The sequence below is a fragment of the Streptomyces sp. VNUA24 genome (assembly GCF_029167005.1).
Taxonomy (GTDB): Bacteria; Actinomycetota; Actinomycetes; order Streptomycetales; family Streptomycetaceae; genus Streptomyces; species Streptomyces scabiei.
Genome location: NZ_CP119143.1, coordinates 1,855,084 through 1,881,604 on the forward strand (window position 1 = coordinate 1,855,084; position 26,521 = coordinate 1,881,604).

Consider the following 26,521-nt stretch of genomic DNA (forward strand, 5'->3'; position numbering starts at 1 on the left):
AAATCGGCAACGTAGGCGCCCGTCGCCCCCGCGGCCGTCCGGCGGCGGGGGCGGGGCGCGTCCGGCAGGCCCCTTCGTTCGTCAGAGAAGAGCAGCTCATGAGCCCGCGTCAGATCACCGTTCTGGGAGAGTGCGTCGCGGACGCCTTCGCCGAACCCTCCAGCGCCTCGAACGAACTCGCCCTGCGCGTCCTGCCGGGCGGCGGTCCTGCGAACACGGCCGTGGCCCTGGCCCGGCTGGGGACCCCGGCCCGCTTCCTCGCCCGGTTGTCCGGCGATGTGTTCGGCCGCCTGTTCCGGGCGCACCTGGAGGCGTCCGGGGTGGACCTGTCGAGCGCCGTCCGGGCCGCCGAGCCCAGCACCCTCGCCGTGGCGGAGCTGGACGCGAAGGGACAGGCCACCTTCTCCTTCCACGCCCAGAACACGGCCGACTGGCAGTGGACGGCCGCGGAGCTGGCAGGGGTGGACCTGTCCGGCACCGCCTGTCTGCACACCGGGTCACTGGCCCTCGTACGGGAACCCGGCGCCGCGGCGGTGGAGGACTTCCTGGCCACGGCCGCCCCGGCCGCGACCATCAGCCTCGACCCCAACGTCCGCCCCCTGCTGGTGCGGCCCGAGGTCTATCGCGCCCGGCTGGCCCGCTGGTGCGCCCTCACCGACGTGCTGCGGCTGAGCGAGGACGACCTGGAGCTGCTGCTGCCGGGCACCCCGCCGGAGCAGGCGTGCGACATCTGGCACGCGGCCGGCGCCCGCCTCGTGGTGATCACGCGCGGCGCCGACGGCGTACTGGCCTCGCTCGACGGTGAGCGCGTGCGGGTGTCCGCCGTGCGCACGGCGGTCGCCGACACGGTGGGCGCGGGCGACTCCTTCACCGCCGGGCTGCTGCACCACCTCGGCGCCCGCGGCCTCCTCGGCGGCCGGCTCACGGGGCTCCGCCTCGACGACGTCGCGGAGGCGTGCCGTTTCGCCGTCCGGGTCGCCGCTCTGACCTGCTCGGTGGTGGGCCCCAACCCGCCGTGGGAGAGCCAGTTGACGCAGCTCACCGCGGCCGACCTCGTCTGACGGCCGCCGCACCGACCTCGTCTGACGGCCGCCGCACCGGCCACGCGGCGGCACGGCCGGAGTGTTGACGCATCGGCCGGACCCGCCCCATCATCGGGCCACGCGATGTCATCGTTGACATGAGTCGGCGATGACATCCGGCCGGCGTCGACGACGACGGCCCCGGGAGGGCGTCGCTCCACCCGTGACCTGCCCGCGAACCGACCCCGACCCCGGAGGCACCACACCGTGAACAAGACCCTGCTCGCCGAGTTCACCGCCCGCGAGGGCGCACAGGACGAGGTCACCCGCCTGATCGTGGAGTACGCCGAGAAGGTGCGCGAGGAGGACGGCAACATCACCTTCGACGTCTACACCAAGGCGTCCCGCCCCCGCGCCTTCTGGATCTTCGAGGTGTACCGGGACGAGGACGCGTTCCAGGCCCACATCGCGGCCCCGTACGGCGGCCCGTTCAACGCGGCGCTCGCCCCGCTGATCGAGGAGGACGCCTCGGTGCTGACCTTCCTCGACCCGGTGGCCTGACGCGGCCCCTCCGACGCCGTCGCCCTTCTCACGCGCCGTCCCGCCCGGAGGCGCCCTGGCTTCTCGGCCCGGCGGGATGCCCCGGACCAGGCGGCACCCGGCCGACGCGCAGCTCGACCGGCTCCTCCTCCCACTCCGCACGGGTACGCGGCGGCGGCAGCTCCACGCCCGCGATCCCGGCCGGGGCCGAGAACTCCCGGCGGAGCCCGTCGAGCAGCCGGCGAGCCGTCTCCCGTGTCCGGGGGGAGCCGTCGGGGTCGTCGATGCTCAGGCCCAGTACGACCGCCCCGTCGTGCGTCGGTGCGATGACGGCCCCGTAGAGGGCGCGTGCCCGGACGTACAGCGCGAAGCCGTCGCCGGAGCCGTCGCCCGGCCGCAGCTCGGCGAGCGCCTCGGCGTCACCCTCGTGCGGCTCCCCCACGACATGGGTGCGCACGAAGGCACGCAGTCGCTCGTCACCGGGGTCGGCCGTGTCGACGTGGCGGTCGATGAAGGTGCGGAGGACGTCGGGTGTGCAGCGCGGCACCCACACATAGACGTCCAGGCACGGAGGCATGACCTGGTCCTTTCGTCAGTCGCAGCAGTCGCAGCAGCACTTGCACGGATTGCAGCAGCCGCCCCCACCGCCGCCGCAGCCGTCGCCCGAACCGCCCCCGGAACCGCCCGAACCGCCGGAGCCATGGCCACCCGAGCCATGACCGCCGCCGCCCGAACCGCCGTGGTGGCCACCCGAGTTGCCGCCGCCCGAGCCGCCGGACCAGCCGTCGCCCCCGGACCCGTCACGGCCCGAGCCGCCGTCGCGGTTGTCGTTGCCGAACGAGAAGTCCCCCTCGTCCGGCCCCTCGTCGTCGCACGTGCAGCAGCGGGAGCACAGGCCGCAGGATCGGCACAGTCGGCTCCATCTGCCGCACCGCCGGCACTCGCCCTCCCCCGGCCGGCCCGACATCATCCGGGCGCCCTCGGCGGTGGCGTCCGTGAGCGCGCCGACGCCGCAGGCCGCGTCCGTGCCGGTCCGCTCCGCGGGGTCCGTCGCCGTACGGAGTCCCAGCCAGGGCAGCATCCGTACGCTCCGCCCCCGGGCGCGGTGCTGGTGGTGACGGTGCCGAGGGTCGAAGGCACGGTCGACGGCACGTTCCAACTCGCCGCCCAGAAGCGCCCGCACCAGCCGACCGTCCACGAACGCGGCGTCCGACAGGGCGAGTCGGATGCCCCGCACCGCGTCGTCGCACAGCCGGCGCACCTCGGCGCGGTCGGCGCCGGTCACGGCGATCGGGTTCCAGGCACCGGACGCCCGGTCCGCGTCCAGGTCCTCCACCGCGTCCAGCAGATGGGCCAGCCTGCCGAAGAGACGCCCCGCCTCGGCCAGCGGTTCGGCGTTGGCGGGCCGGCCGGCGAGCACCGCGGTGTGGGCGAACGCGGCCGCGGTCGCCGTCTCCGTGGGTTCGGTGACCGTCAGCAGCGAGCCACCGGGGCGGATCGTCCGCTCGATCCCGGGCTGGCGGTCGACCGCGGCGAGCAGCACGGCGGTGTCGAAGCCGAGCCTCTCACCGCCCGCGGCACCCGCGCGGTCCCAGCCATGGGCGATCCTGCGGGCCGCCAGCGTGACCGGACGGCGCCCCAACAGGCCGTCGCCGTCGGCCACATGGTCGCGTATCTTGGCCGCGGCCAGCACCAGCGACACCGTCGCCGCCAGCCGTGCGCCCTCGCCCTGGGCCACGTCCGCCGAGCGCATGCCCCGCAGCGGGCACGGGCCGGCGCCCCGCCGCCGGTCGCCGCCGCGCTCCGACTGTGCCTCGGTGAGCACCGAGACGATCAGGCCGTCGTAGTTGGTGGCCACCCGCGCGAACTGGCCGTACTCCCCGCGCAGCGCCAGGCACAGCCCGCACAGATGCGCCATCCACTCGGTACGCATGCCCTCGCCCAGGCGATGCCGGCACGGTCTGATGATTCCGAACACCGAAGTTCTCCCCCGCAGATCCCGCAGATACAGCCCACCGGACAGGCCGGCCGCACGGCACGGCCACGCGTGACATCGACGCGCGGCCGACATCCTAAATGGTCGATTCCGCGCGGTGTCGACGGAGGCGGGAACGTCGGAACCGGGGCGGAGTCCGGTGCCGATATTCGGATGATCACCTGCGACGGGTGTGCCTAGGGTGACGGCCATGGACCCAGCGGACTTCTACACCGGCATCGTCGCGGAGCTCTACGGGCCTCTCAAAGCCTTCTCCCAGGACCCGGAGCCGTACGCGGACTTCGTCCGGCGAGCCGGGGGTCCCGCGCTGGAGCTGGGGTGCGGGGACGGCGACCCGCTGCTGGAGCTGTGCCGGCGCGGGCTGGAGGTCGACGGCGTCGACTCCTCCGCGGACATGCTCGAACGGCTCCGGCTGCGGGCGGACGAACAGGGCGTCCGCACCACCGTGTTCCACCAGCGCATGGAGGCCCTGAGCCTGCCCCGCCGCTACCAAGCGGTCTTCCTCGCCGGGCCCACGTTCACCCTGCTCCCGGACGACACCACGGCGCTGGCCGCCCTGAAGGGCATCCGCGCCCATCTGACGGACGACGGCAGTGTCCTGGTGCCCCTGTTCGTCCCCGAACCGACGCCCGCCGACCAGATCGGCCGGGTGCGCACGGCCACCGCGGCCGACGGTGCCGACCTCCGGGTCTCCGTCGTCGCCGAGGAACGGGACGAGAGCGCGCGGACGCGTACGACGGTGCTGCGCTACGAACGCCACCACGGCGCGGACAGCAGTGTGGTGGACCGGCCGTGGGTCCTGCACTGGTACACCCGCGACGGGTTCGCGGAACTGGCCACGGCCGCCGGGCTGGCGGTGGCCTCGGTCACCGATCCGCGGGGCGAGCCCGCCCCGGCCGACGGCACCGATCTGCACGTCCTGCTCCGCGCCGCCCTCTGACAGCCGGCCCGGACCTCGGGGCCGTCACGGTCTGGCCGAGGTGGAGAGCGCCACGAGCGTGGTGACCGCGTCGCGCAGCCCGGAGGGCCGCAGCAGTTCCTCGGGGGTACGGCGGCCCCAGCCGGGGCCGCACAGCAGGACGGGGGTCTGCCGGCGTGCGCCGCGCACCCCCCACCGGGTGGCGGCGGTGTGCTGGGCCAGCGGCAGGCCGGCGGTGCGCCGGGACTGGGCCCACAGGGCGACCGCGGCCGGGCCGGTGCGCCGGACGGCTCCGTCCAGCGCGTCGGCCGGGACCGCGCCGCCGAGCATCAGCGCCGGTACGCGTGACTCCGCCAGCGCGGCGCTGAGCGCCTCCAGGGGCAGGGTGTGGTGCTCGTCGGGAAGGCAGGCCAGCAGGACGGGCGGGGTGTCCCCCTGCGGCTGCGGGGTCGCGGCGTACAGATGGCGCAGTGTGGTGGAGATGTGCCAGGACAGCAGATGCTCGACCTCCACGTACCGGTCGCCGGAGGACTCCCACTTCCGGCCGACGGCCCGCAGGGTGGGCGCGATCACCTCCTCCCAGGCGACGACGAGGCCGTAGGTGCGCACCACCGTCAGCAGCTGCTCCTGGACGGCCGCCGCGTCCAGCCGGACGGCGGCGCGGGCCAGGCCCCGGCATTCCTGGCGTACGTCGCCCAGCGGCAGGGCGGTGGCCGCATGGGAGCCGGCGCCGAACGCCCCCGGCCGCTCGGGCTCCTCGGGCTCGGCCGCGGACCCGCCGACGGCCCGGCGCGCCGTCGCTGTCGCTGTCGCGGCGGCGGGTGCCTCGGCGGCGCGCCCCCGGGATCGTCGCATGGCGGCGCGGGCGGCCTCCGCCGGAGGGATGCCGGTGGCCGTCAGCCGGCACATCTCCTGCAGCATCGCCACGTCCTCGGGCGACCAGCGGCGCTGGCGGCCCTCGGCCCGTACGGCGGGGCCGAGTCCGTAGCGGCGGTCCCAGGACCGCAGCGTGGTCGGTGACACGCCCAGCTGCCGCGCGAGGAAACCCGTCGTCACCCCGTGTGGGAGCGGCTCCCCGGCCGGGTCCGCCGCCGCTCCGGCTCCGGCGGGCGGGTGCGGGGCGACCGACGGGGAGGGGTGGTCCGGCGGAGGGCCGGCGAGTCCCGGCGAGTGGTGCTCCGGCACGGGCTCGCGCCTCCTTCCGTCCGCGGCGCGACCCGGGTGGTCCACGCGGTTCCTCTTCCGGTGGACGTGCCCGGACGGATGCACGCGAGGACCACCCCCGGGCCCGGCGGTCAGCCGGGGAAGCGTCCCGTGGAGCGCAGATGCCAGCGCCGCTCCGCGTAGGCGAGGTCGTCGCGCCAGAGCCGGCCCGCGGCGGCCCGCATCAGCGGTCGCAGCAGCGGGGCCGCCCGGCGAGCCACGGCGAACCCGGGCCGGTCCGACGCCGCCACCACGGCCTCCACCACCGCCGTGCGGGGCCGGCCCCGGTCGTCCGGGGCCAGCGGCGTCGCGTGGCTCTCCACCACCGACCCCTGCCCCTCGCCGTCGGTGATGTGCATGACGACCGTGCGCGGCTCGGGCGCGGTGAACACCGCACGCACCGGTACGACGAGCCGCCCGGCGAGCTTGAACGACACGTCGACGACGAAGGCGTCCTCGTCGTCCGCGCCCGTGGGGGCGTCGGCGACGGTCAGGTCGACGAAGGAGTACGGGTGGAACCAGGCGCCGTGCCACGGGTCCAGCCGGTTGGCGACCACGTCCTCCGGCTCGCAGGTGCCGATGCCCACGTAGACCGCCGACAGCGACGCGGTGGGAGCCGGCCGCACCGGCACCACCGGGGCGTCGAGCGGTGCCTCGCCGCCGACGTCGTCCAGTCGCACCCACACCAGCACGCCGTCGTCGTGGGCGGGAAGAGGCTCCCAGCCGGCGAAGGAGGACCCGGGCAGCGCGAGTCCGTGCCAGTGGCAGACGAGCGTGCCGCAGCGCAGGGGGCTGTCCTTCAGCGGCGCGCCCAGATGGGGGCAGACGCCGGGGCCGGCCACCAGCCGGCCGTCCGCGTCGCGCCACACGACCACTTCCCGGCCGGCGACCGTGCGGGCCAGGGGCCGGTCGGCGCGCAGGTCCCGGGTGGCGCCGACGACGTACCAGTTGCCCGAGGGGCGTGCCTGGGCGCGCTTGAGGGCGCGGGCGATCACGGCCGGGCGTGCCTCGCGCCAGGTGGGCCGCTGCCGTTCCCAGGCCACGGGTCCGCGCCTGAGGGACAGGGGGTACCGTCCGCGGCGGACGGGGCGTCGGGGGCTCACGCGACCTCCTCGTGCACCGGATCCGGTGCGGCGCCCACGCCGGTCCGGGGAGTCACGGCGGTGGGTGGAACGGCAGTCCGGGCCGGTGTCCGCCGCGCCTGGGCGCGTCCCCGCAGCCGGGCCGCCGTCAGGCGTACGAGCCCGTCGGCGGCGACCGCCGCCCGGCGCCGCCGGGGGACCACGGCACGCCGGTGCAGCACCGCGTACCCGTCGTCGGCGACGGCGTCCAGGATGCCGCCGTACAGGACGAACGCGGTACGGATGCAGGGCCGGGAGACGGGGTCGAGCATGGGGAGGCCGGGGGCGGCCTCGCGGTAGACGCCGCGGGTGAGGTCGTCAAAGGCCCGCAGGGCGCGGGTGATGCGCGGGTCGCGGCGGCCGGTGCGGCGGCTCCAGGACAGCAGTTCGCGGTCCACGCCGTGCGCCGCGAGCAGATCGGCGGGCAGGTAGACGCGGCCGCGGTCGAGGTCCTCGCCCACGTCGCGCAGGAAGTTGGTCAGCTGGAAGGCGAGCCCCAGGGCGGCCGCGTGCGGGGCGGCCTCCTCGCGCGGGACCACCGTGCCCAGGATCGGCAGCATCTGCAGCCCGATGACGGCGGCGGAACCGTGTGTGTAGGCGCGCAGGGCGTCGTAGGTCGGATAGTCGGTGACCTCCAGGTCGCTGCGCATGGACGCCATGAAGTCGCGGAAGTGCCGGTGGTCGATGGCGTACCGGCGTGCGGTGTCCGCGAGGGCGAGGACGACCGGCTCGGGGCTGTCGCCGTCGCGCAGGCCCTGTTCCAGCCGCTCGTGCAGGAGGGCGAGGTCGGCCGCGCGGCGGTGGGGCGGCAGGTCCGTGTCCAGGGAGTCGACGATGTCGTCGGCCCAGCGGGCGAAGCCGTAGAGCGCGTGCACGGCGGGGCGGCGTTCCACGGGCAGCAGCCGGGTGGCGAGGAAGTAGGTCCTGCCGTGCCGGGCGTTGAGGCGGCGGCAGCGCGTGTAGGCATCGCGCAGGGCCGGCTCGGTGATGCCCGCCGCGTCGAGTTCGCGGGCGGTCATGAGGTGGGTCCTTCCGGTGCGGTGGGCGCGGTGCGCGCGCGCCTGGGTACGGGAGCCGCGTGCCGTCCGGTGATCCGGGCGGCGGCGAGCTTGCCGGAGAGCAGGACGGTCGGCACGCCGACGCCCGGTGTGGTGCCGCAGCCGGCGAGGACGGCGTTCGTGGTGCCGCGTACGAGGTTGCGGGGGCGGAACGGGCCGGTCTGCGCGAAGGTGTGGGCGGCCGAGAAGGGGGTGCCCGCCGCGTGGCCCTGGGCGTGCCAGTCGGCCGGGGTGACCAGGGCCTGTTCCTCGACCGCGTCGGCGATGCCGTCGAATCCGCGCCGTTCCAGTTCGCGCAGGACGCTGTCGCGGTAGCGGGGGGCCAGGTCGCCCCAGGCGGCGGCGTCCGGTCCGATGTCGGTGTTCGGACAGGGGGCGAGGATGTAGTGGAGGTGGTGGCCGGGCGGGGCGAGGGTCGGGTCGGTGGCGGTGGGGCGGGTGATCAGCAGCGACGGGTCGCTCATCAGGCTGCCGGTGCGGGTGAGTTCGTCGAAGGTGCGCCGCCACGCGGCCCCGAACGACAGGGTGTGGTGGGCGAGTTCGGGCCAGGTGCGGTCGGTGCCGGCGTGCAGGACGACCGCCGAGGGCGCGTGCCGGATCCGCAGCGGGCGGCGCGGGGTGCGTCCGAGCAGGCCGTAGACGGCGGGCAGGTCGGCGGTGAGGACCACGGCGTCGCACGGGATGCGCTCCTGCGCGGTGACCACGGCGGTGACACGGTCTCCGGAGCGTTCCAGCCGGACGACCTCCTGCCCGAAGCGCAGGTCGGCGCCCGCGTCGGCGGCGGCGTCGGCCATGGCCCGCGGGAGCGCGTGCATGCCGCCGCGGGGGAAGTAGACGCCGGCCACCGTGTCCATGTAGGCGATCACGGCGTACGCGGCGAGCGCCCGCGCGGGCGGGACCCCGGCGTACAGGGCCTGGAAGGAGAAGACGCGGCGCAGGCGTTCGTCGCGCAGATGGCGGCCGATGCCCGCGTCCAGGCGTCCGAAGCCGCCCAGCGCGGCGAGCCGGGCGAGGTCGGGGGTGAGCAGCTGCAGGGGCGAGTCGAAGTTGGTGTCGATGAAGCGGCGCAGTTGGGCCCGGTACAGCTTCTCCAGCCAGCCGCGCAGCCTCCGGTAGCCGGCGGCCTCCTCGGCGCCCGCGAAGCGTTCGACCTCCGCCTCCATGGCGTCGGCGTCGGTGTGCACGTCGATGCCGCTGCCGTCGGCGAACAGGGCCCGGTAGGCCGGGTGCAGGGGGATCAGCTCGACCCGGTCGCGCAGGTTCTCGCCGACGGCGGCGAAGGCCTCGTCCGCCAGGTCCGGCATGGTGAGCACGGTGGGCCCGGTGTCGATGCGGTAGCCGCCGCGCGTCAGGCGTCCGGCGCGCCCGCCGGGCAGGGGGTCGCGTTCGACGAGGGTCACCCGGCGGCCTGCGCCGAGCAGGTGCAGTGCGGCCGCCAGGCCGGAGAGTCCGGCACCGACGACCACGACGTGATCCGTGCGCCCGGGAACGGTGCGGCTCAACGCGCCACCTCCTCGACGGCGCCCGGCAGCAGCGGGACGGGCAGGCCGTCCAGGGGTCCGCGCGCGCCGAAGGGCGGTGTCGGCGGCGGACCGCCGGCCGTGGTGTGCAGCAGCTCCCGCAGGCGCCGCCGGCCCTCGGGCTCCAGCGGGGCGGAGTCCAGATGGCGCAGGCCCTGGGCGACCAGCCGGTCGATCTTCGCCTCGACGAGGTCGCGCGCGCCGGTGCGGACCAGGACGTCGACGACCTCGGCGAGCCGGTTCTCGGGCAGTTCGGCGTCGCCGAGCGACTCCCGCAGCACGGTCAGGGCACGCCGGTCACCGGCCGCCTCGGCGCGGGCCTGGGCGACCGCGACCAGATAGGTGGGCTTGCCGGCGCGGATGTCGCCCCCGGTGGGTTTGCCGCTGTGCCGCGGGCCGCCGAAGACGTCGCCGAGGTCGTCCCGGAGCTGGAAGGCGATGCCGACGCACCGGCCCGCCGAGCACAGGGCCCGGGTCCGCGCGGCGTCCGCGCCCGCCAGGGCGGCCCCGAGGGCCAGCGGGCGCTCCACGGAGTACAGGGCGCTCTTGAGGCAGGCGGCGCGGATGGCGCGGGCCAGTGACCTGGAGGAGGTGGCCTGCCCTTGGATGTCCAGGTACTGCCCGGCCACCATCTCGGTGCGCATGACGCTCCACAGTTCCCGGACGGCGCGGTCGGTGTCCGGCGTGGTGAGGGTGGCCGCGACGATGTCGTCGGCCCAGGCCAGGGCCAGATCGCCGGCGAGGATCGCGGCGGCCTCGCCGAAGCGCGCCCCGTCCGCCGGGGCCGTGCCTCCGGCGTACTGGGCGGCGATGTCGGCGTGCAGGGCGAGGCGTCCGCGGCGCAGCCGGGAGGCGTCCATGACGTCGTCGTGGACGAGCGCACAGGTCTGGATCAGTTCGAGGGCGGCGCCGACGCGCAGGGCGGCCTCGGTCCGGTCGGCCCCTCCCCCGCACGCGCGCAGGGCCCACCACACGAAGCGCGGGCGCATGAGCTTGCCGCCGTCCAGGGCGAACCGCGCGACGCGGTCCGCCAGGTCCGCCGCGAACACCGGGTCGAGGGCGGCGGCGCGTTCGGTGCGCTCCGCCAGCAGGTTCTCCAGTACGCGGCGTACGGCCCCCGGGACGTCGTCGTCGACGGCGTGCGGTTCGCCCGCGCCGGACGATGGGTGCGGGTGGTCCTCCCGCCGGGGGCCGGGTGAGGGGCTGCGCACCCCGGAGCGCGGGTCGCGGGCGGTGACGCTGCCACTGGGTGGTCCTTCGCGTCGCTGGGGCCCATCACGGTTCCTTCCGTCGCCGACACAGCGGTACCTGCCTCAACGCCTTCCGCGGCAGGGGCGCCCGCGGATGCGCCGGAGGAGTGAAAAGGTGCCGCCCGTGCGCGGGCCGGGGTCCATCCGTGGGACGCGTCGCCCCGCTCCGGCGCAAAGCGCTGCACAGGCGATGCAAGTTGTGGCCTCTTTCCTCGTCCTCGCAGGGTGGAGGAGTTGCAGGAGCCGAGCGACGCGCGCCCGACATGGACGGCACGCGTGCCCCCAAAGCCCGCCCGTCACCCCCGCGGGGCGCGACGGACCCAGCCCGCACCGCACAAGGAGCAGAGACCATGAGTGCACAGCAGGCCGAGAAGACCCAGGACGGCGTCGCACTCTGGGCCCCGGCGGAGGACTCCCTGGAGCAGGAGGAGCTGGCCGCCGGGTTCGTGGCCGGCGACGAGGGGTGCCTGACCGCGGCCTACCACCGGTGGGGCGGGCTCGTGTACACGCTCGCCCGCCGCTCCCTCGGCGACGCCCGGGAGGCGGAGGACGTGCGGCAGTCGGTGTTCCTCGCGGCCTGGCGCGGGCGCGCCGGATACGCCCCCGAGCGCGGTGCGCTGGGCGCCTGGCTCGTCGGCATCACCCGGCGCAAGATCGCCGACGCCCTGACCGCGCGGACGCGGCAGGCCGACCTCGTGGCGGCGGCCGGAACCCGTATGGCCGAGGCCCCCGTGAACCGCGACACGCTGCCCGAGGCCGTGCTCGACCGGGTCCTGATCGGCCGCGAGTTCGCCAGGATCCCGGCCCCGCAGCGCCGGGTGCTCACCCTCGCCTTCTACGACGACCTGACCCAGGCCCAGATCGCCGAAGTCACCGGCTGGCCGCTGGGCACCGTCAAGAGCCACGCCCGGCGCGGGCTGCAGCGTCTGAGCCGCAGCCTCCGCGAGGAGGGCGCCGACGATCACCCGGCGTGAGACGCTGCACGATCGATGCAGGGGAACAACAGGGGCCCGGCAGGACTCTCCCTCGGTTCCGGCCCCGCCGGCACACCCGTGCGTGCCGCTCTCCGGGGCAGACGCTGACCATGCGCCAGACACTCCCGGTACCCCACACCCACCCCACCCGGCCCACAATCCGGTCGAGCCTGCATCCGTCACGGCCCCCGGGGCGGAAAGCTGGCGAGAGGCCGACGGCCGCGGGCGTTGTGCCGGTGCGGCCGGACAGGGAGGGAGCCGCAGGTGCTGGAGGCTGACGTGGCCATCGTGGGCGCGGGAGCGGCCGGGCTGTCCCTCGCCCACCGGCTGTCCCGCACCGCCCCCGGCCGCCCCCGCCTGTCGGTCCTGCTGCTGGACGCCCCGCCGGGACCGTCCCGTCCCCCGGTCCGTACGTGGTGCTTCTGGGAGGAGGGACCGGGCCCCTACGACGCCGCCCTCAGCGCCGTCTGGCGGCGGCTGCGGGTGCGCACACCCGAGGGCCGGCTCCTGGACACGGACATCGCACCCCTGACGTACAAGATGATCCGCTCCGACGACTTCGAGGACCTCGTCGCGGACGAACTGGCCCGCGGCGACGAGATCCGCCGTGTCGAGGCGACCGTCGAGACGGTGGACGGTGTCGCCGGGGGCGCCGAGATCCTGGCCCGCACCGGCGGGGGCGCTCCGGTGACGGTACGCGCCCGCTGGGTCTTCGACTCCCGGCCCCTGGGGAGTCTGCCCGCCGCCCGCACCACCCTGCTGCAGCACTTCCACGGCTGGTACGTCCGCACCGAGCGGCCGGTGTTCGACCGCGGCACGGTGGAGTTCATGGACTTCCGGGTCCCGCAGCCGCACGGCGGGCTCGCCTTCGGCTATGTCCTGCCCACCGACAGCCACCGGGCACTCGTGGAGTACACCGAGTTCTCCCGTACCGTCCTGTCCCCCGGCGCCTACGACACCGCGCTGCGCCGCTACACCGAGGAGGTGCTGCGGCTCGGTGACTTCGCGGTCGTCTCCACGGAGACCGGGGTGATCCCCATGACCGACGCCCGCTTCCCCCGCCGGTCGGGGCCCTCGGTGTTCCGCATCGGCGCGGCCGGCGGCGCCACCCGGCCGTCCACGGGCTACACCTTCTCCGCGATCCAACGGCAGACACGGGCGGTCGCCGCCGCGCTGCGCGCCGGCCGGCACCCCTTGCCTCCGCCCGCCCATGCGGCGCGCTCCCGCGCGATGGACGCCGTACTGCTGAGGGCCCTGGACAGCGGCCGGGTCGACGGCGCCGCCTTCTTCGCACGGCTGTTCGCGCGCGTGCCGGCGGAGCGGCTGCTGCGCTTCCTGGACGGTGAGACCCGCCTCCACGAGGATCTCGCCCTCGGCATCCGTACACCCGTGCTGCCGATGCTGCGCTCCGCCGCCGAGCTGTCCTGGCTGCCCCGCAGACCCGCCCCGCCCGCCGGCCCCGCCGGCACGTTCCCGGGCCGCGGTCCCGGCCGCCCGTGACCGGCACGGACGGCGCACCCCGCCCCGTACCAGTACGGCCGCCGCACCCCGCTCCGTACCGGCACGCCCGGCGCACCCCGCCCCGTACCCCACCGCCCGACCCCGCCCACCCGACCTCCGTGCACCAGCCGAGGAGACACCGCATGACCCTGCTCCGCGACGAGGATCTGGCCGCCGCGTTCGACCATGCCTCGCGCAGCTACGACACGCTGGTGGCCGCCAACCCCGGCTACCACGCCCATCTGCGCCGCTCGGCGCGCCGCCTCGGGCTGCCGCGGCCCGGCGGCGGCCTGCGCGTCCTGGACCTCGGCTGCGGCACCGGCGCCTCCACCGCCGCGCTCGGCGCCGTGCTGCCCGGTGCCGAGATCACCGCCGTGGACGCCTCGGCGGGCATGCTGGAGCGGGCGGCCCGCAAACCCTGGCGCGAGGGGGTGCGCTTCGTGCACGCGCCCGCCGAACGTCTGGTGGACGCCGGCGTGGAGGGACCGTTCGACGCGGTCTTCGCGGCCTATCTCTTCCGCAACGTGGCCGACCCCGACGCCGTCCTGTCGACGGTGCGCGAGGTCCTGGCACCACGGGGGCGCCTGGCGGTGCACGAGTACACCCTCAGCGGCCGGGCCGTCCACCGTGCGGTGTGGACGGGGGTGTGCCGCGGCATGGTCCTGCCCGTCGCCGCCCTGCTCGGCGACGGGCACCTGTACCGCCATCTGTGGCGCAGCGTGGTGGACTTCGACACCGCGGACGCCTTCGCCGCGCGGGTCGGCGCCCAGGGCTTCGACTCCGTACGGGTGCTGCCCCTGCCCGGATGGCAGACCGGCATCACGCACACGATCGTCGCCCGCCGGCCGGCCGGCGCCGAGGACGGCCGATGAGGGCCGCCGGGCGCACCGGCCCGACGAGGCACGGCAGGGACCGGCGGGCCCGCAGGCTGGACGCCGTACCGGGCGCTCCGCGCTTCACGGGCGACCGTCCCCCGGCGGTCGCCGTCGTCGGGGGCGGCATCGCGGGACTGGCGGCCGCGACGGCCCTCGCCGAGCGCGGCACGCGGGTCACGCTGTACGAACGGGAGGCCACGCTGGGCGGGCGGCTGGCCGGGTGGCCCACCGTCCTGTCGGACGGCACGACCGTCACCATGAGCCGCGGCTTCCACGCCTTCTTCCGCCAGTACTACAACCTGCGTGGTCTGCTGCGGCGCACGGACCCCGGTCTCGACCGGCTGCGAGGGCTGCCCGACTATCCGTTGCGGCACGCCGACGGGCTCCACGACAGTTTCCGGCACGTCCCGCGCACGCCGCCGTGGAGCGCGCTCGGCTTCGTCGCCCTCAGCCCGTCCTTCGGCCTGCGGGACCTGCTCCGTATGGACCCGGTCGCCGCTCTCCCCCTGCTGGACGTCCGGGTCCCGGGGATCCACGACCGCCTCGACGACGTCAGCGCCCGCGACTTCCTCGACGCGATCCGTTTCCCCGCGGCCGCGCAGCACCTGGCCTTCGAGGTGTTCTCCCGCAGCTTCTTCGCCGACCCCCGCGAACTGTCCGCGGCCGAGATGGTCCTCATGTTCCACATCTACTTCCTCGGCTCGGCGGAGGGGCTGCTGTTCGACGTACCCGACGAGCCCTTCCCCACCGCCCTGTGGGACCCCCTGGCCGGCTATCTGCGCGGGCACCGAGCCGAGCTGCGCACCGGGACGCCGGTCGAGACGGTCGAACCCACGGCCGACGGCGGCTTCGTCGTCACCGCCGGCGGGGAGGAGCGGGGCCACGACGCGGTCGTCCTGGCCCTGGACACGGGCGGCCTCCGCTCGCTCGCCGGACGCTCCCCGCGTCTGGCCGACGCGGCGTGGCGCGAGCGGGTGGCGAGTCTGCGGAGCGCGCCGCCGTTCCTGGTGTCCCGGCTGTGGCTGGACCGGCCCGTGGCCGCCGACCGCCCCGGCTTCCTGGGCACCGGCGGCTACGGCACGCTCGACAACGTCAGCGTCCTCGACCGCTGGGAGGGCGAGTCGGCGCGCTGGGCTGCCCGCACCGGCGGCTCGGTCGTGGAACTGCACGCCTACGCCCTGTCCGACCACGTGTCCCGCGATGTCGAACAGAAGCGTCTGCTGGAGCAGTTGCACCGCGTCTACCCCGAGACGCGCGAGGCGGCCGTGCTGGACGAGCGGCACGAGTGGCGGGCCGACTGCCCGCTGTTCCCGGTCGGCGGGTACCACGACCGGCCCACCGTCCGCACCGGCGATCCCGGGCTGGTGGTGGCCGGGGACCTGGTCCGCACCGGCCTGCCGGTCGCGCTGATGGAGCGGGCGGCCACGAGCGGCTTCCTCGCCGCCAACGCGCTGCTCGAACGGTGGGGGGTCAGGGGCCAGACCCTGTGGACCGTGCCCGACGGGGGCCGTGGACCGCTGCTGCGCAGCCTCGCCCGGCTCGACCGCCGCACTCCGTAGAAGCCCGGCCCCGGCAGGCTCGAAGGGCAGGCCGGGGGCCCGCTGCGGCATGGGCGACCGTCCGGTGGGCACCCGCAGGAAGCGGCTCCGGTCAGGGCCCCGGGGTTCCTGACCGCGATGCCGGTCAGGTGCCGCACGCGAAAGGGGCTGGCCGACCATGACACGCCCGCACGACACGGCAGACGGGCCCGACGATGCGCATCGGCGCCCGGAGGGCCTCAGCGACGCCACGGTCGAGGCGCTCGGTTCCCTGTCCAAGGCCCTGGAGACCACCGAGCGTGCCCGGGGGCACCTCTTCTCCTTCCACCAGCTGACCGGGACGGCGGACCTGGAACTGGACCGGGCCACGTCACTGCTCCGCGAGGCGGGCCACCACGCGTGGGCCCGCCGCGTCGAGACGGAGATCCTGGGGCGCAACGTCATCCCGGGCCACTGGACGTTCCAGATCGTCGAGGCGTACGACCGGACGTACTACCAGGCGTTCAAGGACCTGGAGCGCGAAGCGGTGGACCGGCTGGCCGCGGGACGCGACCACCTGTACGAGGCGGAGATGAAGGAGTCCCGCCGCACCCACGACCACCCCGATCACACCTGCACCCCCGACAGCCCGGACGCCCGCCGCCCGACCGCGCCCTTCGACCGCCGCGGCTGAGGCCCTGTCGGCCGGCCCCGCCATGACCGAGGGTCGGGGCGGGGCCACGGACGCGGCCGGGCCGGGAATCCGCACCCCCGTGCCGCGCGCGGACGGGGCGACGAGGACGACATCACGCCCCCTACCGGGGTAGCACCGTCACAGTGTCACAAATCCGTTCGAGGACGGTTTCCTCTCCATGTCAGCCGGTCACCACGCCCCTCCCGTGCGGCACTATCACCGGACATTCCGATTCCCGGGGGGCATCTCATGACGTACGCCGTTCGTTCACGCCGCGCCACCGCCGCACTCGCCGTTCTCTCGCTCGGCATCCTCGCGCTGACCGCCTGCAAGGGCGACGCCGAGCAGGACGCGTCCGCCCCGGGCACGACGGCGAGCCCGTCCCCCACGAAGGGCGGCAAGGACGGCGGCAAGGACACCGACAAGCCCTCGACGGCCGGCCAGGGCGACGGCGACGGTGGCGGCGAGGACTCGTCCGGCGGTGCCGAGGGCACCCCGGCGGCCTCGGAGCCCGGGACCGACGACGGCCAGGACGGCGGCGTGGGCATGTGCGAGACGACCGACCTGAGCTACAAGGTCACCGTGGCGTCCAAGCTCGTCAACCACGCCCTGCTGGCCGCGACCAACAAGAGCGGCGACCCGTGCCTGCTGCCGGCGAACGACCTGGTGATCACGATCCCGGGCCTCGACGGCGCCGCCGAGCACATGGGCCCCGAGGGCAAGGACTGGATCATGAAGCCCGGCGAGACCGCCTACGCCGGGATCCTGTTCTCCCGCGCCGACACCGCGGGCGGCAAGAGCGCCGCCACGGTGGAGGTGGCCCTCACCGCCTCCGAGAGCCCGACGACCGTGACGATCGTGGACGGCCCGGTGACGGTCAACGACGGCCAGGTCACCAGCTTCTACGGCACGGCCGAGGACGCGCTCACGTACTGAGCGGCGAGGATCGGCGAGGATTCGGATCCGTCCGGACCATTGACCGGCCGATTACGCAATTGTACGGTCAAATGACGGAAACCCGACCTCCAGGGACTCCCATGACCGCACCCTTGTACGTCCGGATCAGACGGGAGATCGAAGCCAGGATCCGCGCCGGGGAACTGCTTCCCGGCGCGCGGCTCCCGACCGAGAAGGACCTCACCGACCGGTACGGCGTCAGCCGCGCCACGGCCCAGCGCGTCCTCAACGACCTGGCCGAGGCGGGACTGGCGATCCGCCGCCGACGCCACGGCACCTTCGTCGCCGATGTGACCCGGCAGATCAACCTGCTGAACTTCGTCACCCCCGCGACGGCCTCCCGGGGCACTCCGGGCCGGCACGACGTCGTCTCCGCACGCGTCGTCAGAGCCGCCGACGCCGTCCTGCGCCTGCCCGGCGCCGCCGCCGACACCGCCGTGGTGGAACTGGTCCGGCGCAAACTCGACATCCGCGAGGAGCCGCAGTCCGTCGAGCGCCACGTGGTGCTGTTCGCGGCCGCCCCCGACCTGCTGAGCGAGGACCTCGCAACCCTCGTCACCCTCCCGTACCTGCGACGCGAAGGCGTGCCCGTCGACTCCGTACGGCTCTACCTCGACCCGGTCGTCCTCGACGAGCACGACGCGGCGCTGCTGCACAGCGAGACCGGCACACCGGCGCTGATGCGGCGCAGGGAGCTGCGCACCGACGACGGCGGGACCGTCGAGGTGGTCACGACCGTCGTCCGTCCGGGAACCGCCGAGTTCTTCCTGGAGCTTCCGGTCCCGCCCGAGTGAGCGGCGCAGCGGCACGCCCCGCCGCCCGAACCGAGAGGAGACACGCGGACCATGAAGGTCATCGTCATCGGTGCAGGCGTCCTGGGAGCGAGCGCCGCGAGACACCTCGCCGTCGCCGGCGCGGACGTGCTCCTGCTGGACCGGCTCGGAGCCGGCACCGGCACGTCCGCGACCACCTTCGCCTGGACCAACTCCAGCCGGAAACCGCATCCCGCCTACCACCGGCTGAACCTCGCGGGCATGGAGGAGCACGCCCGGCTCGCCGCGGAACTGCCCGGCGCCCCTTCCTACTTCCCCAGCGGCGCCCTGCAGTGGGCGGACGCCGCGAACGAGCGGCGGCTCGCCGACCACGTGACGCGCCTGCGGTCCCTCGGCTACCCCGCGCACCGGGTCACCGCCGACGAAGCCGGCCGCATCGCGGGCGGCCTGCGCGTCCCGGCGACGATCACGTCCCTCGCGCACTTCCCCACCGAGGGCTACGTACTGCCGGACCGCTTCGTCCGGGCCCTGGTGGCCGACGCCGAGCGGCACGGGGCCACGTACGCGACCGGCGAGGTGGAAGCCGTCGACGACGGTCCGGACCGAGTCGCCGTCACCCTGACCGGGGGCCGGGTCCACAGAGCCGACCGCGTCGTCCTGGCCGCGGGCCGATGGACCCGGGAACTCGCCGCACGCGCCGGGATCGACGTTCCCATGGTGACGGACACCGGGCGCGGAGCGCAGAGCGTCGGCCTGCTCGGATACGTCAGGGAGCCGCGCCTGGACCTGCGGTGTGTGATCCACAGTCCCGGACTCAACCTCCGCCCGGCGGGCGACGGGCACACCGTCCTGCAGGCACTCGATCTGAACGCCGCCGTCGATCCGCGGGACCCGCCGACCGCCGACGGGGACCTCGCGCGCACCCTGGCCCGGCGGTTCCGCTCGGTGCTGCCGGACTGCGCCGGGGCACCGAGGATCGAGCTGCGCGTCGGCATCCGGTCGCTGCCCGCGGACGGCCACGCCGTCGCCGGCTACGCCCGTGCGCGGTCCCGTGTCTACTGCCTCGTCTCGCACAGCGGGGTCACCCTGGCACCGGTTCTGGGGCGCCTGGCCGCGGTCGAGATCACGACCGACCGGGAACAGGAACTCCTCGCGGCCTTCCGCCCCACCCGGTTCACCGGCGCGGCCCGCCCGGACACCGCCGTGGACCAGCGCGCCGTCGGACTCGGTGAGCAGTAGCCGACGGCGTCCGGAGCTTGGCCACGAACCCGATAAAGTGATATCACTAAGCTAGATGCGAGGCGGACGGCCCCTCGGAACCCCGCCTCGCCCTGCACCTGTGACCACTCACTCGGGGAGACCACCATGAGCCCACACGACCTCACACCGAACGCGCCCGACACCACGGACCTCCCCGACATGCCCGAGCCGCGCGTACGGGAGTTCCCCGCCCACTCCATCGGCGGCGGGCTCGCCCTGCTGCTCGGACTGGTGGGCCTGGCCGCCGGCGTCGGTCTCGTGGTGCTCGGCGCCGTGTCCACCTCGTCCGGTGTGAAGGCGGCGCTGATAGTCGGCGGCATCCTGGTGGGCCTCGCGGCGTTCCTCGCCATGTGCGGCCTCAACATGGTGGCACCGGGCGAGGCCCGTGTCGTCCAGCTGTTCGGGCGCTACCGGGGGACGATCCGCACCGACGGCCTGCGCTGGGTCAACCCGTTCACGTCCCGGGTCAAGATCTCGACGCGGGTACGCAACCACGAGACGGCCGTCCTGAAGGTGAACGACGCCTACGGCAACCCGATCGAACTCGCCGCGGTGGTGGTGTGGAAGGTGGAGGACACCGCGCAGGCGTCCTTCGAGGTGGACGACTTCCTGGAGTTCGTCTCCACCCAGACCGAGGCGGCCGTACGGCACATCGCCATCGAGTACCCCTACGACGCGCACGACGAGGAAGGTCTCTCCCTGCGCGGCAACGCGGAGGAGATCACCGAGAAGCTCGCCGTCGAGCTGCACGCGCGTGTGGAGGCGGCGGGTGTGCAGATCATCGAGTCCCGCTTCACCCACCTCGCGTACGCGCCCGAGATCGCCTCGGCGATGCTGCAGCGGCAGCAGGCCGGTGCCGTCGTGGCGGCCCGGCGGCAGATCGTCGACGGGGCGGTCGGCATGGTCGAGGCCGCGCTCGCCCGCATCGCCGAACAGGGCATCGTGGAGCTGGACTCGGAGCGGAAGGCCGCGATGGTGTCGAACCTGATGGTGGTGCTGTGCGGGGACAGGGCCGCGCAGCCCGTGCTCAACACCGGGTCGCTGTACCAGTGACGCCCCCTCCCCCCGACGGCGGGCCGGGTGCCGACCCGGCCCCGAAGCGGTCGGCCGCACAGCGCAAGCAGGTGCTGCTGCGGCTCGACCCGCTGGTCCATGACGCGCTGGCCCGGTGGGCCGGGGACGAGTTGCGGTCCACCAACGCGCAGATCGAGTTCCTGCTGCGCAGGGCGCTGTCCGACGCGGGACGGCTGCCCGGTGCGGCGGGACCGCTCCCCCGCCGGGGCCGGCCACCGAAGCCGTCCGGTCCCGGCGGGGAGCGGGAGCAGCCCGGAGACGACGCGTGAGCCGCAGCGCGCCCGGCCGCCCCGGCCGGCCCTAGTCGCGCCGGACCGACGTGTTCTGGCAGGCGTGCAGCAGCCAGGCTCCGTCGGCCTGCCGGGTCATGACGTACAGCGGCGCGCCCTCCGTGTCGCCCTCCGCCGAGTGGTAGACCTGCCGCACCTTGACGGCCGCCACGTCCGGGCGCAGGAACTGCGTGTGCGCCACCTCGTAGGTGACCTCGCCGTCCCACACGGCACCGGGCAGCACGGCACGGGTGAACTCGGCGATGGCGGGTAACCCGATCAGGACCTTTCCGTGGGCGGTCGTCCACAGGGCGTCGGGGTGGAAGAGCGCGAGGAAGCCCTCGGCGTCCCTGGCGCGCTGGGTGCGTTCGACGGTGGCCACGACCTCTTCGATGGCCTTGATGTCCGCGGTGTTCGCGGTCTCGGTGTCCATGAGGATCACTCTGTGACCTCGACCGTGCTTGAGGTCAAGGGGTTTCGCAGGAGAAGTGGATCGTGTCGGCCGTCCGGGGGCCGTCCCCCGCGGCCTCCGTCGGATCCTCGCCGGGCCCCTGCCGATCGGAGGGAGCTACCCCGCCGGGTGGCTGGACCTGCGGTTCCGTGCGCGACCGGGGTCGTTTGCGCGCTCTAGGGTCGTGTCGGCAGGGCGGGACGGCGAGGACGAGAGCGGGCGCATGTGATCCGGGTTGTGGTGGTGGACGACGAGGCACTGGTCCGGTCGGGGTTCGGGCTCATCCTGGGCGCGTCGGACGACATCGAGGTCGTCGCGACGGCGAGCGGGAGCGGGGCCGTGGAGACCGTACGGCGGGAGCGGCCCGACGTGGTGCTGCTGGACATCCGGATGCCGGACGTCGACGGACTCACCGTGCTGCGCGAGCTGCGGACGATGCCGGACGCCCCGGTCGTGGCGATGCTGACCACGTTCGACGCCGACGAGTACATCCTCACGGCGCTGCACTCCGGCGCGGCCGGATTCCTGCTCAAGGACACCGAGCCGGACCAACTGGCCCACCTGGTCCGCACCCTGGCCGCGGGCGGCGTGGTGCTGTCGCCCAAAGCCTCGCGGACCCTGCTGCACAGCCACTCCGGCAGCGCGTCGGCCGTCGACGAGGACGCGGCCCGGGTCCGCCTGCTCACCTCGCGCGAGCGCGACGTCCTCGTCCTGGTCGCCGAGGGGCTGTCCAACGCCGACATCGGGGCCCGCATCCATCTCGGCGCCGGCACGGTCAAGGACCACGTCAGCGCGATCCTCACCAAGCTGAGGGTCACGAGCCGGGTGCAGGCGGCGCTGCTGGCACAGCGCGCCGGGCTCCTGGACGAGGGCCGGCGGCCGGAGGCCGGCCGATGAGCGGGGCACGCGCGCTGTGGGAGCGGGTGCCCGCGCCGGCCGTGGACATCGCCCTGGCCGTGGTGGCCGCCGTCGACGTGTGGCTGAACCTGTGGGACAAGTCGCGGACGGGACTCGCCCTGGCCGGGCTCGGGTGTGCCGCGCTGGTCCTCCGGCGCGGGTTCCCGCTCGCCGTCCTCCTGCTCACCCTGCCGATCGCCCTCACCCAGGAGGTCGCCCTCGCGCCCCTGCTAGCCCTCTACGGCGTCGCCGAACGGTCCCGCGACCGGCGGCTCCTCGCGGGATGCGTGGCCCTGGTCGCCGTCGTGAGCAGCACGCCCTGGCCGCCCGCCGGGCTCGCCGAGGTCGGCCGGACGATGACGCTGATCACCCTCGTGTACAACCTGGCCCTGGCCGTCGTCCCGGCCCTCGTCGGCCAACTCGTGCAGGCGCACCGGGATCTGGCCCGGCGGCTGGCCGAGGTCGAGGAGGCCCGGGAGCAGGAGCGGGCGCTGCACGCCCAGGCCGCGCTCGCCCACGAGCGCACCCGGCTCGCCCGCGAGATGCACGACGTCGTCTCCCACCAGGTCAGCCTCATCGCCGTACAGGCCGGGGCCCTTCAGGTCTCCACCGGGGACACGGACACCAGGGAGGCCGCCCGCACGATCCGTTCGCTGAGTGTCACCACGCTCGACGAGCTGCGCACCATGGTCACCCTGCTGCGCGCCTCCGGCGGGCACGCCACCGAGCTGACGCCTCAGCCCACGCTCGCCGACCTGCACGCTCTGGTCGGATCGAGCGGTATCGAGGCGCGGTTGACCGGTGCACTCCCGCCCGGCGTGGGCACGCCCGCCCAACGGGCCCTCTATCGCACGGTCCAGGAGGCGCTGACCAACGTCCGCAAGCACGCCCCCGGCGCGACCGCCGTCGTCGAGCTGTGGCACGACGGCGACCATGTCGGAGTGACCGTCACCAACTCCCCGCCGACCAGGCCCTCCCTGGCCCTCCCCGGCTCCCGGCTCGGTCTGGTCGGCCTGCGGGAACGGGCCGACATCCTGCGCGGAACCCTGGAGTCGGGCCCGGCCCGGGAGGGCGGCTACCGGGTGCGGCTGCGGGTCCCCCTCGGCACGGACTGAGGCACCGCGGCCGGCCGGACCGATCGGCCCGTAACCTCACGACCCCGGGTAAAACGTCAACAGCCCATGGCGGCCGACGTGTTGGCGGTAGCTTCCTCGGCATGAGCAATGACATCCGCATCGACCGTGCCCCGTCCGCCGGGGGCGGCATCCAGATCACGGTCAGCCTTTCCCCCGCCGTTCTGGCCAAGCTCCAGCAGGACGGCTCCTGGACGGAGTCCATCAAGGAGGGTCAGGTCACCGGCGACGGACCGGCCATCACCCAGATCGAGTTCAAGGTCGCGTAGGGCTCGCGCCGAGCCGTCACGCGGGGCCGCGGGCGGCGCTGCCGGCGCCGGGCGGGTCGGCCAGGGCGACGCGGGCCGTGATGCGCTTGCCCACCGACGCCTGCTCGACGAACAGGTCCTCGGTGACGGCCTTGACGATCTCCAGACCGTGCTGGCCGACCCGGTCCGGGTCGGCGGCGCGGGCCGAGGGGACGGTGGGGTCGCTGTCCCACACCACGATCTCGACGCTGTCGGCCGTGATGCGCAGTTCCATCAGGACGGGCCCGGGGGCGTACTTGCGGGCGTTGGTCACCAGCTCGCTGACGACCAGTTGGGTGATGTCCCGCGCGTGGGCGCTCACGGGCAGGTGGCGGTCGGTACGGGCGTGGTCGAGGAAGGCGACCGCGTGGTGGCGGGCGTCGGCGATGCAGGCGTCGTCCCCGTCCAGGGCGAATCCGGCGCGCAGCAGTGGACCGTCCGGCTCGGTCGAGCCGTCACCCTCGGCATAGGACCCCACGAGCCTCGCCCTCATTCCCCGTACCCACGCACGCCAGTACCCGCCATACCGTCACTTATGCCACCGAGGCGCCGCTCGACACAGCCTGCCCGGGTGTGTCCGGCCCGGGCAGTGGGGCAGAATCATCCGTGCATGCCCTGACCCGGGGCCAGCCTAAGCGAGTCGAGGAGACGGTGACCGCCATCGAGAACGCGGACCGGCCAGGCCGGCTCTCCTTCGCACACCATGTGGTCGACGACGTCCGGGTCGTGACCCTGCGGGGTGAGATCGACCACGACGTCAAGGACCTCTTCGACGAGGCCCTGCTGACCGGGGGCGACGGGGCGCCGCCTCCGCGGATCGTGGTGGACCTCGGCGGTGTGACCTTCATGGACTCCAGCGGCATCAACGTCCTCGTCGCCGTGCACCGGCGAGTGAGCGGCGAGCGGGGCTGGCTGCGGATCGCCGCTGCCCAGGAGTCGGTGCTGCGGGTACTGCAGCTGGTCGGCGTCGACACGTTCATTCCCTGTCACCCCACCGTCGAACAGGCCCTGTCCGGCTGATCCGTGGGGCTCATCGGTCGCTGAGTCCGCCGAGGTCGCCCAGGTCACCTAGGTCGCCGACGGGCCCTGTCGGCGGACGCCGGTTCCCGTGGTTCACGTCGGCCGGGACCGGCCGGGAGGGGTCATGGCCCAGCGGATGGTCCGGGTCAGGACCTGGCCGGCGGGGCGTACGGCGAGGTTCTCGACGACCGGTACCCGGGGCAGCCGGAGCATCCTGCCGGCCCAGGGCGGCAGGAGCGCGACGGCGTTCGCGGCCAGCCCGCCGTAGAAGGGCCGTACGGCCAGGGGCAGGGGAGGCCGGAACAGCAGGAAGCGGGCGGCGGCCCGGGCCTCGGAGGTGGCCCTCAGCTCGTGCCGGTAGGCCGCCAGCCGTTCCGCCAGTTCGCGGCGGTCGCGTGGCGGGTCGCTCACCCCCAGGGCGGCGGCGACGCGGGCGGTGTCCGCCACGTAGGCGTCGTAGGCGTCGGCGTCCAGCGGGTGGGCCCCGAAGCGTTCGTGGGCGCGCAGGAAGCTGTCCGTCTCGGCGGCGTGCACCCAGCCGAGCAGATGCGGATCGGCCGCGTGGTAGGGCTCCCCCTCGGCGGTGGTCCCGCGGATCCGCTCGTGGATGCCCCGCACCTGGTCGACCGCCTGCCGGGCGTCCGCCGCGGTCCCATAGGTGGTGACGGCGAGGAAGGTGCTGGTGCGCTGCAGCCGGCCCCAGGGGTCACCCCGGTACCCGGAGTGACCGGCCACCGCCGCCATGGCGAGCGGGTGCAGGGACTGCAGCAGCAGGGCGCTCAGCCCGCCGATGAACATGGAGGCGTCGCCGTGCACGGTCCGGATGGGGCGGTCGGGGCCGAACCAGCGCGGGCCGGGGGTGTCATGGATGCGGGCACGGGTGGCGGGTCCGTCGGGCCCGGCGACGCGGCGGAACAGGGCCTGGCCCAGCTGCGCACGGACGGTGGTCATCACGGGCGGCCTCCCCTCTCCTTCGTCCAGTGTCCGCGATCCCGGCCGTCGCCGACCCGGCGGCGGCACGGCGACGGCACTGGCGACGGCCTAGCGACCGGCCGGTGGGCCCGGGTCCGGCCGTCCCGGCCTGCGGGCCGGGCCGGGCAGGACCGCGTCGGGATGGTCGGCGACGTAGGCCCGCAGCACCGAGGCGAAGTCCGGGTCGGGAGCCAGCCCGAGCGCGGCGGCGCGCGTGGGGTCGAAGGCGGAGGGCCAGGAGCCCACGATGGCCTCGACGGCGGGATCGGGTCTGATCGTCACCAGATCGGCGACGGCGTCGCCGGCCGCCTTCCGCAGCGTGGCCAGCATCTCGGCGACCGACACCGTGAGGGCCGGGAGGTTGACCGGCAGCGCGCCGGCGAGCCGGCCCCTGCCCGCCCCGCGCTCCGCCTGGGCGATACGCAGGAGCGCCTCGACGGTGCGCCCCGGCGAGGCCAGCGCCACGGTCAGGTCGGGGCGGACGGGGCAGACGGCGGCGCGGCCCGCGAGGGGCTCGCGGATGATGCCGGACAGGAAGCCCGAAGCGGCCGCGTTCGGTCGGCCCGGCCGCACCACGACGGTCATCAGCCGGGCGACACGACCGTCGACGAACCCGCGGCGGGTGTAGTCCGCGATCAGCTGCTCGCAGACGAGTTTCTGGACGCCGTAGCTGGACCGCGGCGTGGGCAGGGTCGCCTCGCCGACGACGGGTGGGAGCGGGAGCGCCGGGTCGGGACCGTAGACCGCGACGCTGCTGGAGAACAGCAGGCACGGCGTCGGCCCACCGGCGGCCCACTGGGCCCGGGCGGCGTCGAGGAGGGCCCGTGTGGTGTCCACGTTGGCGCCCATCCCGAGGTCGAAGTCGGCCTCGCACTCGGCCGAGACGGCGGCGGCGAGGTGGAACACGGCATCCACCGGCCGTGCGAACACCGCGTCGAGACGGCCGGTCAGGTCACCGTGCACGATCTCCACCAGCGGATCGGACACGAGCGGATCGGACACGAGGGGGTCGGACACGAGGGGGTCGGACACGAGGGGGTGGGACACGAGCGTGTCGGAGACCGGTGGGGCGGTCGGGCTCGGGCCGGTCACGGGCGGCTGCCCGGCCGGCGCGGTCCGGTCGACGAGCACCAGGCTGTCGATCGGTGCCCCGCGAAAGGTCCGGGTGCCGAGCAGCGCGCGGGCGACCTGGCGTCCGAGGAAGCCGAAGGCGCCCGTGACGACGACCCTCATACGGCG

The 26,521-nt window shown here is 74.8% G+C and carries 28 protein-coding genes; 17 read left to right on the forward strand and 11 right to left on the reverse strand.

What is annotated here, in order from left to right; translation table 11 throughout:
- Nucleotides 1–98: 98 nt before the first annotated feature.
- Both PYR72_RS07710 and PYR72_RS07715 read left to right on the forward strand, forming a co-directional pair.
- Entirely contained in the window at nt 99–1,061 is a 963-nt protein-coding gene (locus PYR72_RS07710) for a carbohydrate kinase (RefSeq protein ID WP_275454571.1), read from the forward strand.
- A gap of 228 nt (nt 1,062–1,289) precedes the next feature.
- Nucleotides 1,290–1,583: a putative quinol monooxygenase gene (locus PYR72_RS07715; protein WP_275454572.1), complete on the forward strand. Its 294-nt coding sequence runs from the start codon at nt 1,290–1,292 to the stop codon at nt 1,581–1,583.
- Nucleotides 1,584–1,611: 28 nt separating this feature from the next.
- On the opposite strand, the gene PYR72_RS07720 is transcribed toward PYR72_RS07715, so the two are convergent.
- Both PYR72_RS07720 and PYR72_RS07725 read right to left on the reverse strand, forming a co-directional pair.
- Nucleotides 1,612–2,139 carry a hypothetical protein gene (locus PYR72_RS07720; RefSeq protein WP_275454573.1) on the reverse strand — a complete coding sequence of 176 codons (528 nt, stop codon included), beginning with the start codon at nt 2,137–2,139 and terminating at the stop codon, nt 1,612–1,614.
- Between the two features lie 15 nt (nt 2,140–2,154).
- On the reverse strand, nt 2,155–3,540 hold the full coding sequence (locus tag PYR72_RS07725) for a DUF5685 family protein (RefSeq protein ID WP_275454574.1): 1,386 nt from the start codon (nt 3,538–3,540) through the stop codon (nt 2,155–2,157).
- A gap of 208 nt (nt 3,541–3,748) precedes the next feature.
- On the opposite strand from PYR72_RS07725, the gene PYR72_RS07730 reads away from it, so the two are divergent.
- A complete protein-coding gene (locus PYR72_RS07730) occupies nt 3,749–4,498 on the forward strand; it encodes a class I SAM-dependent methyltransferase (protein ID WP_275454575.1) in 750 nt (249 codons plus the stop codon).
- A 24-nt stretch (nt 4,499–4,522) separates the two neighbouring features.
- Here the strand turns inward: PYR72_RS07730 and PYR72_RS07735 are convergent, their stop codons facing one another.
- The 5 genes from PYR72_RS07735 to PYR72_RS07755 form a co-directional block, all read right to left on the reverse strand.
- The gene (locus tag PYR72_RS07735; RefSeq protein WP_275460359.1) at nt 4,523–5,533 is read right to left on the reverse strand and encodes a MerR family transcriptional regulator; all 1,011 of its coding nucleotides are present in this window, start codon (nt 5,531–5,533) and stop codon (nt 4,523–4,525) included.
- 239 nt (nt 5,534–5,772) lie between these two features.
- Complete coding sequence (locus tag PYR72_RS07740; RefSeq protein ID WP_275454576.1) at nt 5,773–6,783, reverse strand: DUF5914 domain-containing protein; 1,011 nt, start codon at nt 6,781–6,783, stop codon at nt 5,773–5,775.
- Nucleotides 6,780–7,820: a phytoene/squalene synthase family protein gene (locus PYR72_RS07745; protein ID WP_275454577.1), complete on the reverse strand. Its 1,041-nt coding sequence runs from the start codon at nt 7,818–7,820 to the stop codon at nt 6,780–6,782. Before PYR72_RS07745 ends, PYR72_RS07740 begins: the two co-directional genes overlap by 4 nt.
- Complete coding sequence (crtI, locus tag PYR72_RS07750; RefSeq protein ID WP_275454578.1) at nt 7,817–9,361, reverse strand: phytoene desaturase family protein; 1,545 nt, start codon at nt 9,359–9,361, stop codon at nt 7,817–7,819. Before crtI ends, PYR72_RS07745 begins: the two co-directional genes overlap by 4 nt.
- Complete coding sequence (locus PYR72_RS07755; RefSeq protein ID WP_275454579.1) at nt 9,358–10,590, reverse strand: polyprenyl synthetase family protein; 1,233 nt, start codon at nt 10,588–10,590, stop codon at nt 9,358–9,360. Before PYR72_RS07755 ends, crtI begins: the two co-directional genes overlap by 4 nt.
- A 389-nt stretch (nt 10,591–10,979) precedes the next feature.
- Here PYR72_RS07755 and PYR72_RS07760 point away from each other — a divergent pair, with 389 nt between their 5' ends.
- The 10 genes from PYR72_RS07760 to PYR72_RS07805 all read left to right on the forward strand — a co-directional run bounded on the left by PYR72_RS07760 (nt 10,980) and on the right by PYR72_RS07805 (nt 20,522).
- Nucleotides 10,980–11,603 carry a sigma-70 family RNA polymerase sigma factor gene (locus PYR72_RS07760; protein ID WP_275454580.1) on the forward strand — a complete coding sequence of 208 codons (624 nt, stop codon included), beginning with the start codon at nt 10,980–10,982 and terminating at the stop codon, nt 11,601–11,603.
- A gap of 264 nt (nt 11,604–11,867) precedes the next feature.
- Nucleotides 11,868–13,103 carry a lycopene cyclase family protein gene (locus tag PYR72_RS07765; protein WP_275454581.1) on the forward strand — a complete coding sequence of 412 codons (1,236 nt, stop codon included), beginning with the start codon at nt 11,868–11,870 and terminating at the stop codon, nt 13,101–13,103.
- A gap of 143 nt (nt 13,104–13,246) precedes the next feature.
- The gene (locus tag PYR72_RS07770) at nt 13,247–13,975 is read left to right on the forward strand and encodes a methyltransferase domain-containing protein (protein WP_275454582.1); all 729 of its coding nucleotides are present in this window, start codon (nt 13,247–13,249) and stop codon (nt 13,973–13,975) included.
- Nucleotides 13,972–15,537 carry an FAD-dependent oxidoreductase gene (locus PYR72_RS07775; RefSeq protein WP_275454583.1) on the forward strand — a complete coding sequence of 522 codons (1,566 nt, stop codon included), beginning with the start codon at nt 13,972–13,974 and terminating at the stop codon, nt 15,535–15,537. Before PYR72_RS07770 ends, PYR72_RS07775 begins: the two co-directional genes overlap by 4 nt.
- Nucleotides 15,538–15,694: 157 nt before the next feature.
- Nucleotides 15,695–16,189, forward strand: coding sequence for a hypothetical protein (locus PYR72_RS07780; protein WP_275454584.1), 495 nt, complete (start codon nt 15,695–15,697; stop codon nt 16,187–16,189).
- A 249-nt stretch (nt 16,190–16,438) separates the two neighbouring features.
- The gene (locus tag PYR72_RS07785; protein WP_275454585.1) at nt 16,439–17,125 is read left to right on the forward strand and encodes a DUF4232 domain-containing protein; all 687 of its coding nucleotides are present in this window, start codon (nt 16,439–16,441) and stop codon (nt 17,123–17,125) included.
- A 101-nt stretch (nt 17,126–17,226) separates the two neighbouring features.
- On the forward strand, nt 17,227–17,940 hold the full coding sequence (locus tag PYR72_RS07790; RefSeq protein WP_275454586.1) for a GntR family transcriptional regulator: 714 nt from the start codon (nt 17,227–17,229) through the stop codon (nt 17,938–17,940).
- Between the two features lie 51 nt (nt 17,941–17,991).
- Nucleotides 17,992–19,158 (forward strand): FAD-dependent oxidoreductase, encoded by a 1,167-nt coding sequence (locus tag PYR72_RS07795; RefSeq protein WP_275454587.1) that lies wholly within the window; start codon nt 17,992–17,994, stop codon nt 19,156–19,158.
- Nucleotides 19,159–19,284: 126 nt separating this feature from the next.
- Nucleotides 19,285–20,232, forward strand: coding sequence for an SPFH domain-containing protein (locus PYR72_RS07800; protein ID WP_275454588.1), 948 nt, complete (start codon nt 19,285–19,287; stop codon nt 20,230–20,232).
- Nucleotides 20,229–20,522, forward strand: coding sequence for a hypothetical protein (locus tag PYR72_RS07805; RefSeq protein WP_275454589.1), 294 nt, complete (start codon nt 20,229–20,231; stop codon nt 20,520–20,522). The genes PYR72_RS07800 and PYR72_RS07805 overlap by 4 nt, the downstream gene beginning before the upstream one ends.
- Nucleotides 20,523–20,553: 31 nt before the next feature.
- On the opposite strand, the gene PYR72_RS07810 is transcribed toward PYR72_RS07805, so the two are convergent.
- The gene (locus tag PYR72_RS07810) at nt 20,554–20,955 is read right to left on the reverse strand and encodes an SgcJ/EcaC family oxidoreductase (protein WP_275454590.1); all 402 of its coding nucleotides are present in this window, start codon (nt 20,953–20,955) and stop codon (nt 20,554–20,556) included.
- Nucleotides 20,956–21,210: 255 nt separating this feature from the next.
- On the opposite strand from PYR72_RS07810, the gene PYR72_RS07815 reads away from it, so the two are divergent.
- The 3 genes from PYR72_RS07815 (at nt 21,211) to PYR72_RS07825 (ending at nt 23,272) form a co-directional block, all read left to right on the forward strand.
- A complete protein-coding gene (locus PYR72_RS07815; protein WP_275460360.1) occupies nt 21,211–21,870 on the forward strand; it encodes a response regulator transcription factor in 660 nt (219 codons plus the stop codon).
- Nucleotides 21,867–22,985: a histidine kinase gene (locus tag PYR72_RS07820; RefSeq protein WP_275454591.1), complete on the forward strand. Its 1,119-nt coding sequence runs from the start codon at nt 21,867–21,869 to the stop codon at nt 22,983–22,985. Before PYR72_RS07815 ends, PYR72_RS07820 begins: the two co-directional genes overlap by 4 nt.
- 101 nt (nt 22,986–23,086) lie before the next feature.
- Nucleotides 23,087–23,272, forward strand: coding sequence for a hypothetical protein (locus PYR72_RS07825; protein WP_012998494.1), 186 nt, complete (start codon nt 23,087–23,089; stop codon nt 23,270–23,272).
- Between the two features lie 16 nt (nt 23,273–23,288).
- Here the strand turns inward: PYR72_RS07825 and PYR72_RS07830 are convergent, their stop codons facing one another.
- Nucleotides 23,289–23,768 carry an ATP-binding protein gene (locus PYR72_RS07830; protein WP_275454592.1) on the reverse strand — a complete coding sequence of 160 codons (480 nt, stop codon included), beginning with the start codon at nt 23,766–23,768 and terminating at the stop codon, nt 23,289–23,291.
- A 173-nt stretch (nt 23,769–23,941) separates the two neighbouring features.
- Between PYR72_RS07830 and PYR72_RS07835 the strand changes: the two genes are divergently transcribed.
- Complete coding sequence (locus tag PYR72_RS07835; RefSeq protein ID WP_275454593.1) at nt 23,942–24,310, forward strand: STAS domain-containing protein; 369 nt, start codon at nt 23,942–23,944, stop codon at nt 24,308–24,310.
- A 93-nt stretch (nt 24,311–24,403) separates the two neighbouring features.
- Here the strand turns inward: PYR72_RS07835 and PYR72_RS07840 are convergent, their stop codons facing one another.
- Nucleotides 24,404–25,261 carry an oxygenase MpaB family protein gene (locus tag PYR72_RS07840; protein ID WP_275454594.1) on the reverse strand — a complete coding sequence of 286 codons (858 nt, stop codon included), beginning with the start codon at nt 25,259–25,261 and terminating at the stop codon, nt 24,404–24,406.
- Between the two features lie 90 nt (nt 25,262–25,351).
- Complete coding sequence (locus tag PYR72_RS07845) at nt 25,352–26,515, reverse strand: NAD-dependent epimerase/dehydratase family protein (RefSeq protein WP_275454595.1); 1,164 nt, start codon at nt 26,513–26,515, stop codon at nt 25,352–25,354.
- Nucleotides 26,516–26,521: the final 6 nt, after the last annotated feature.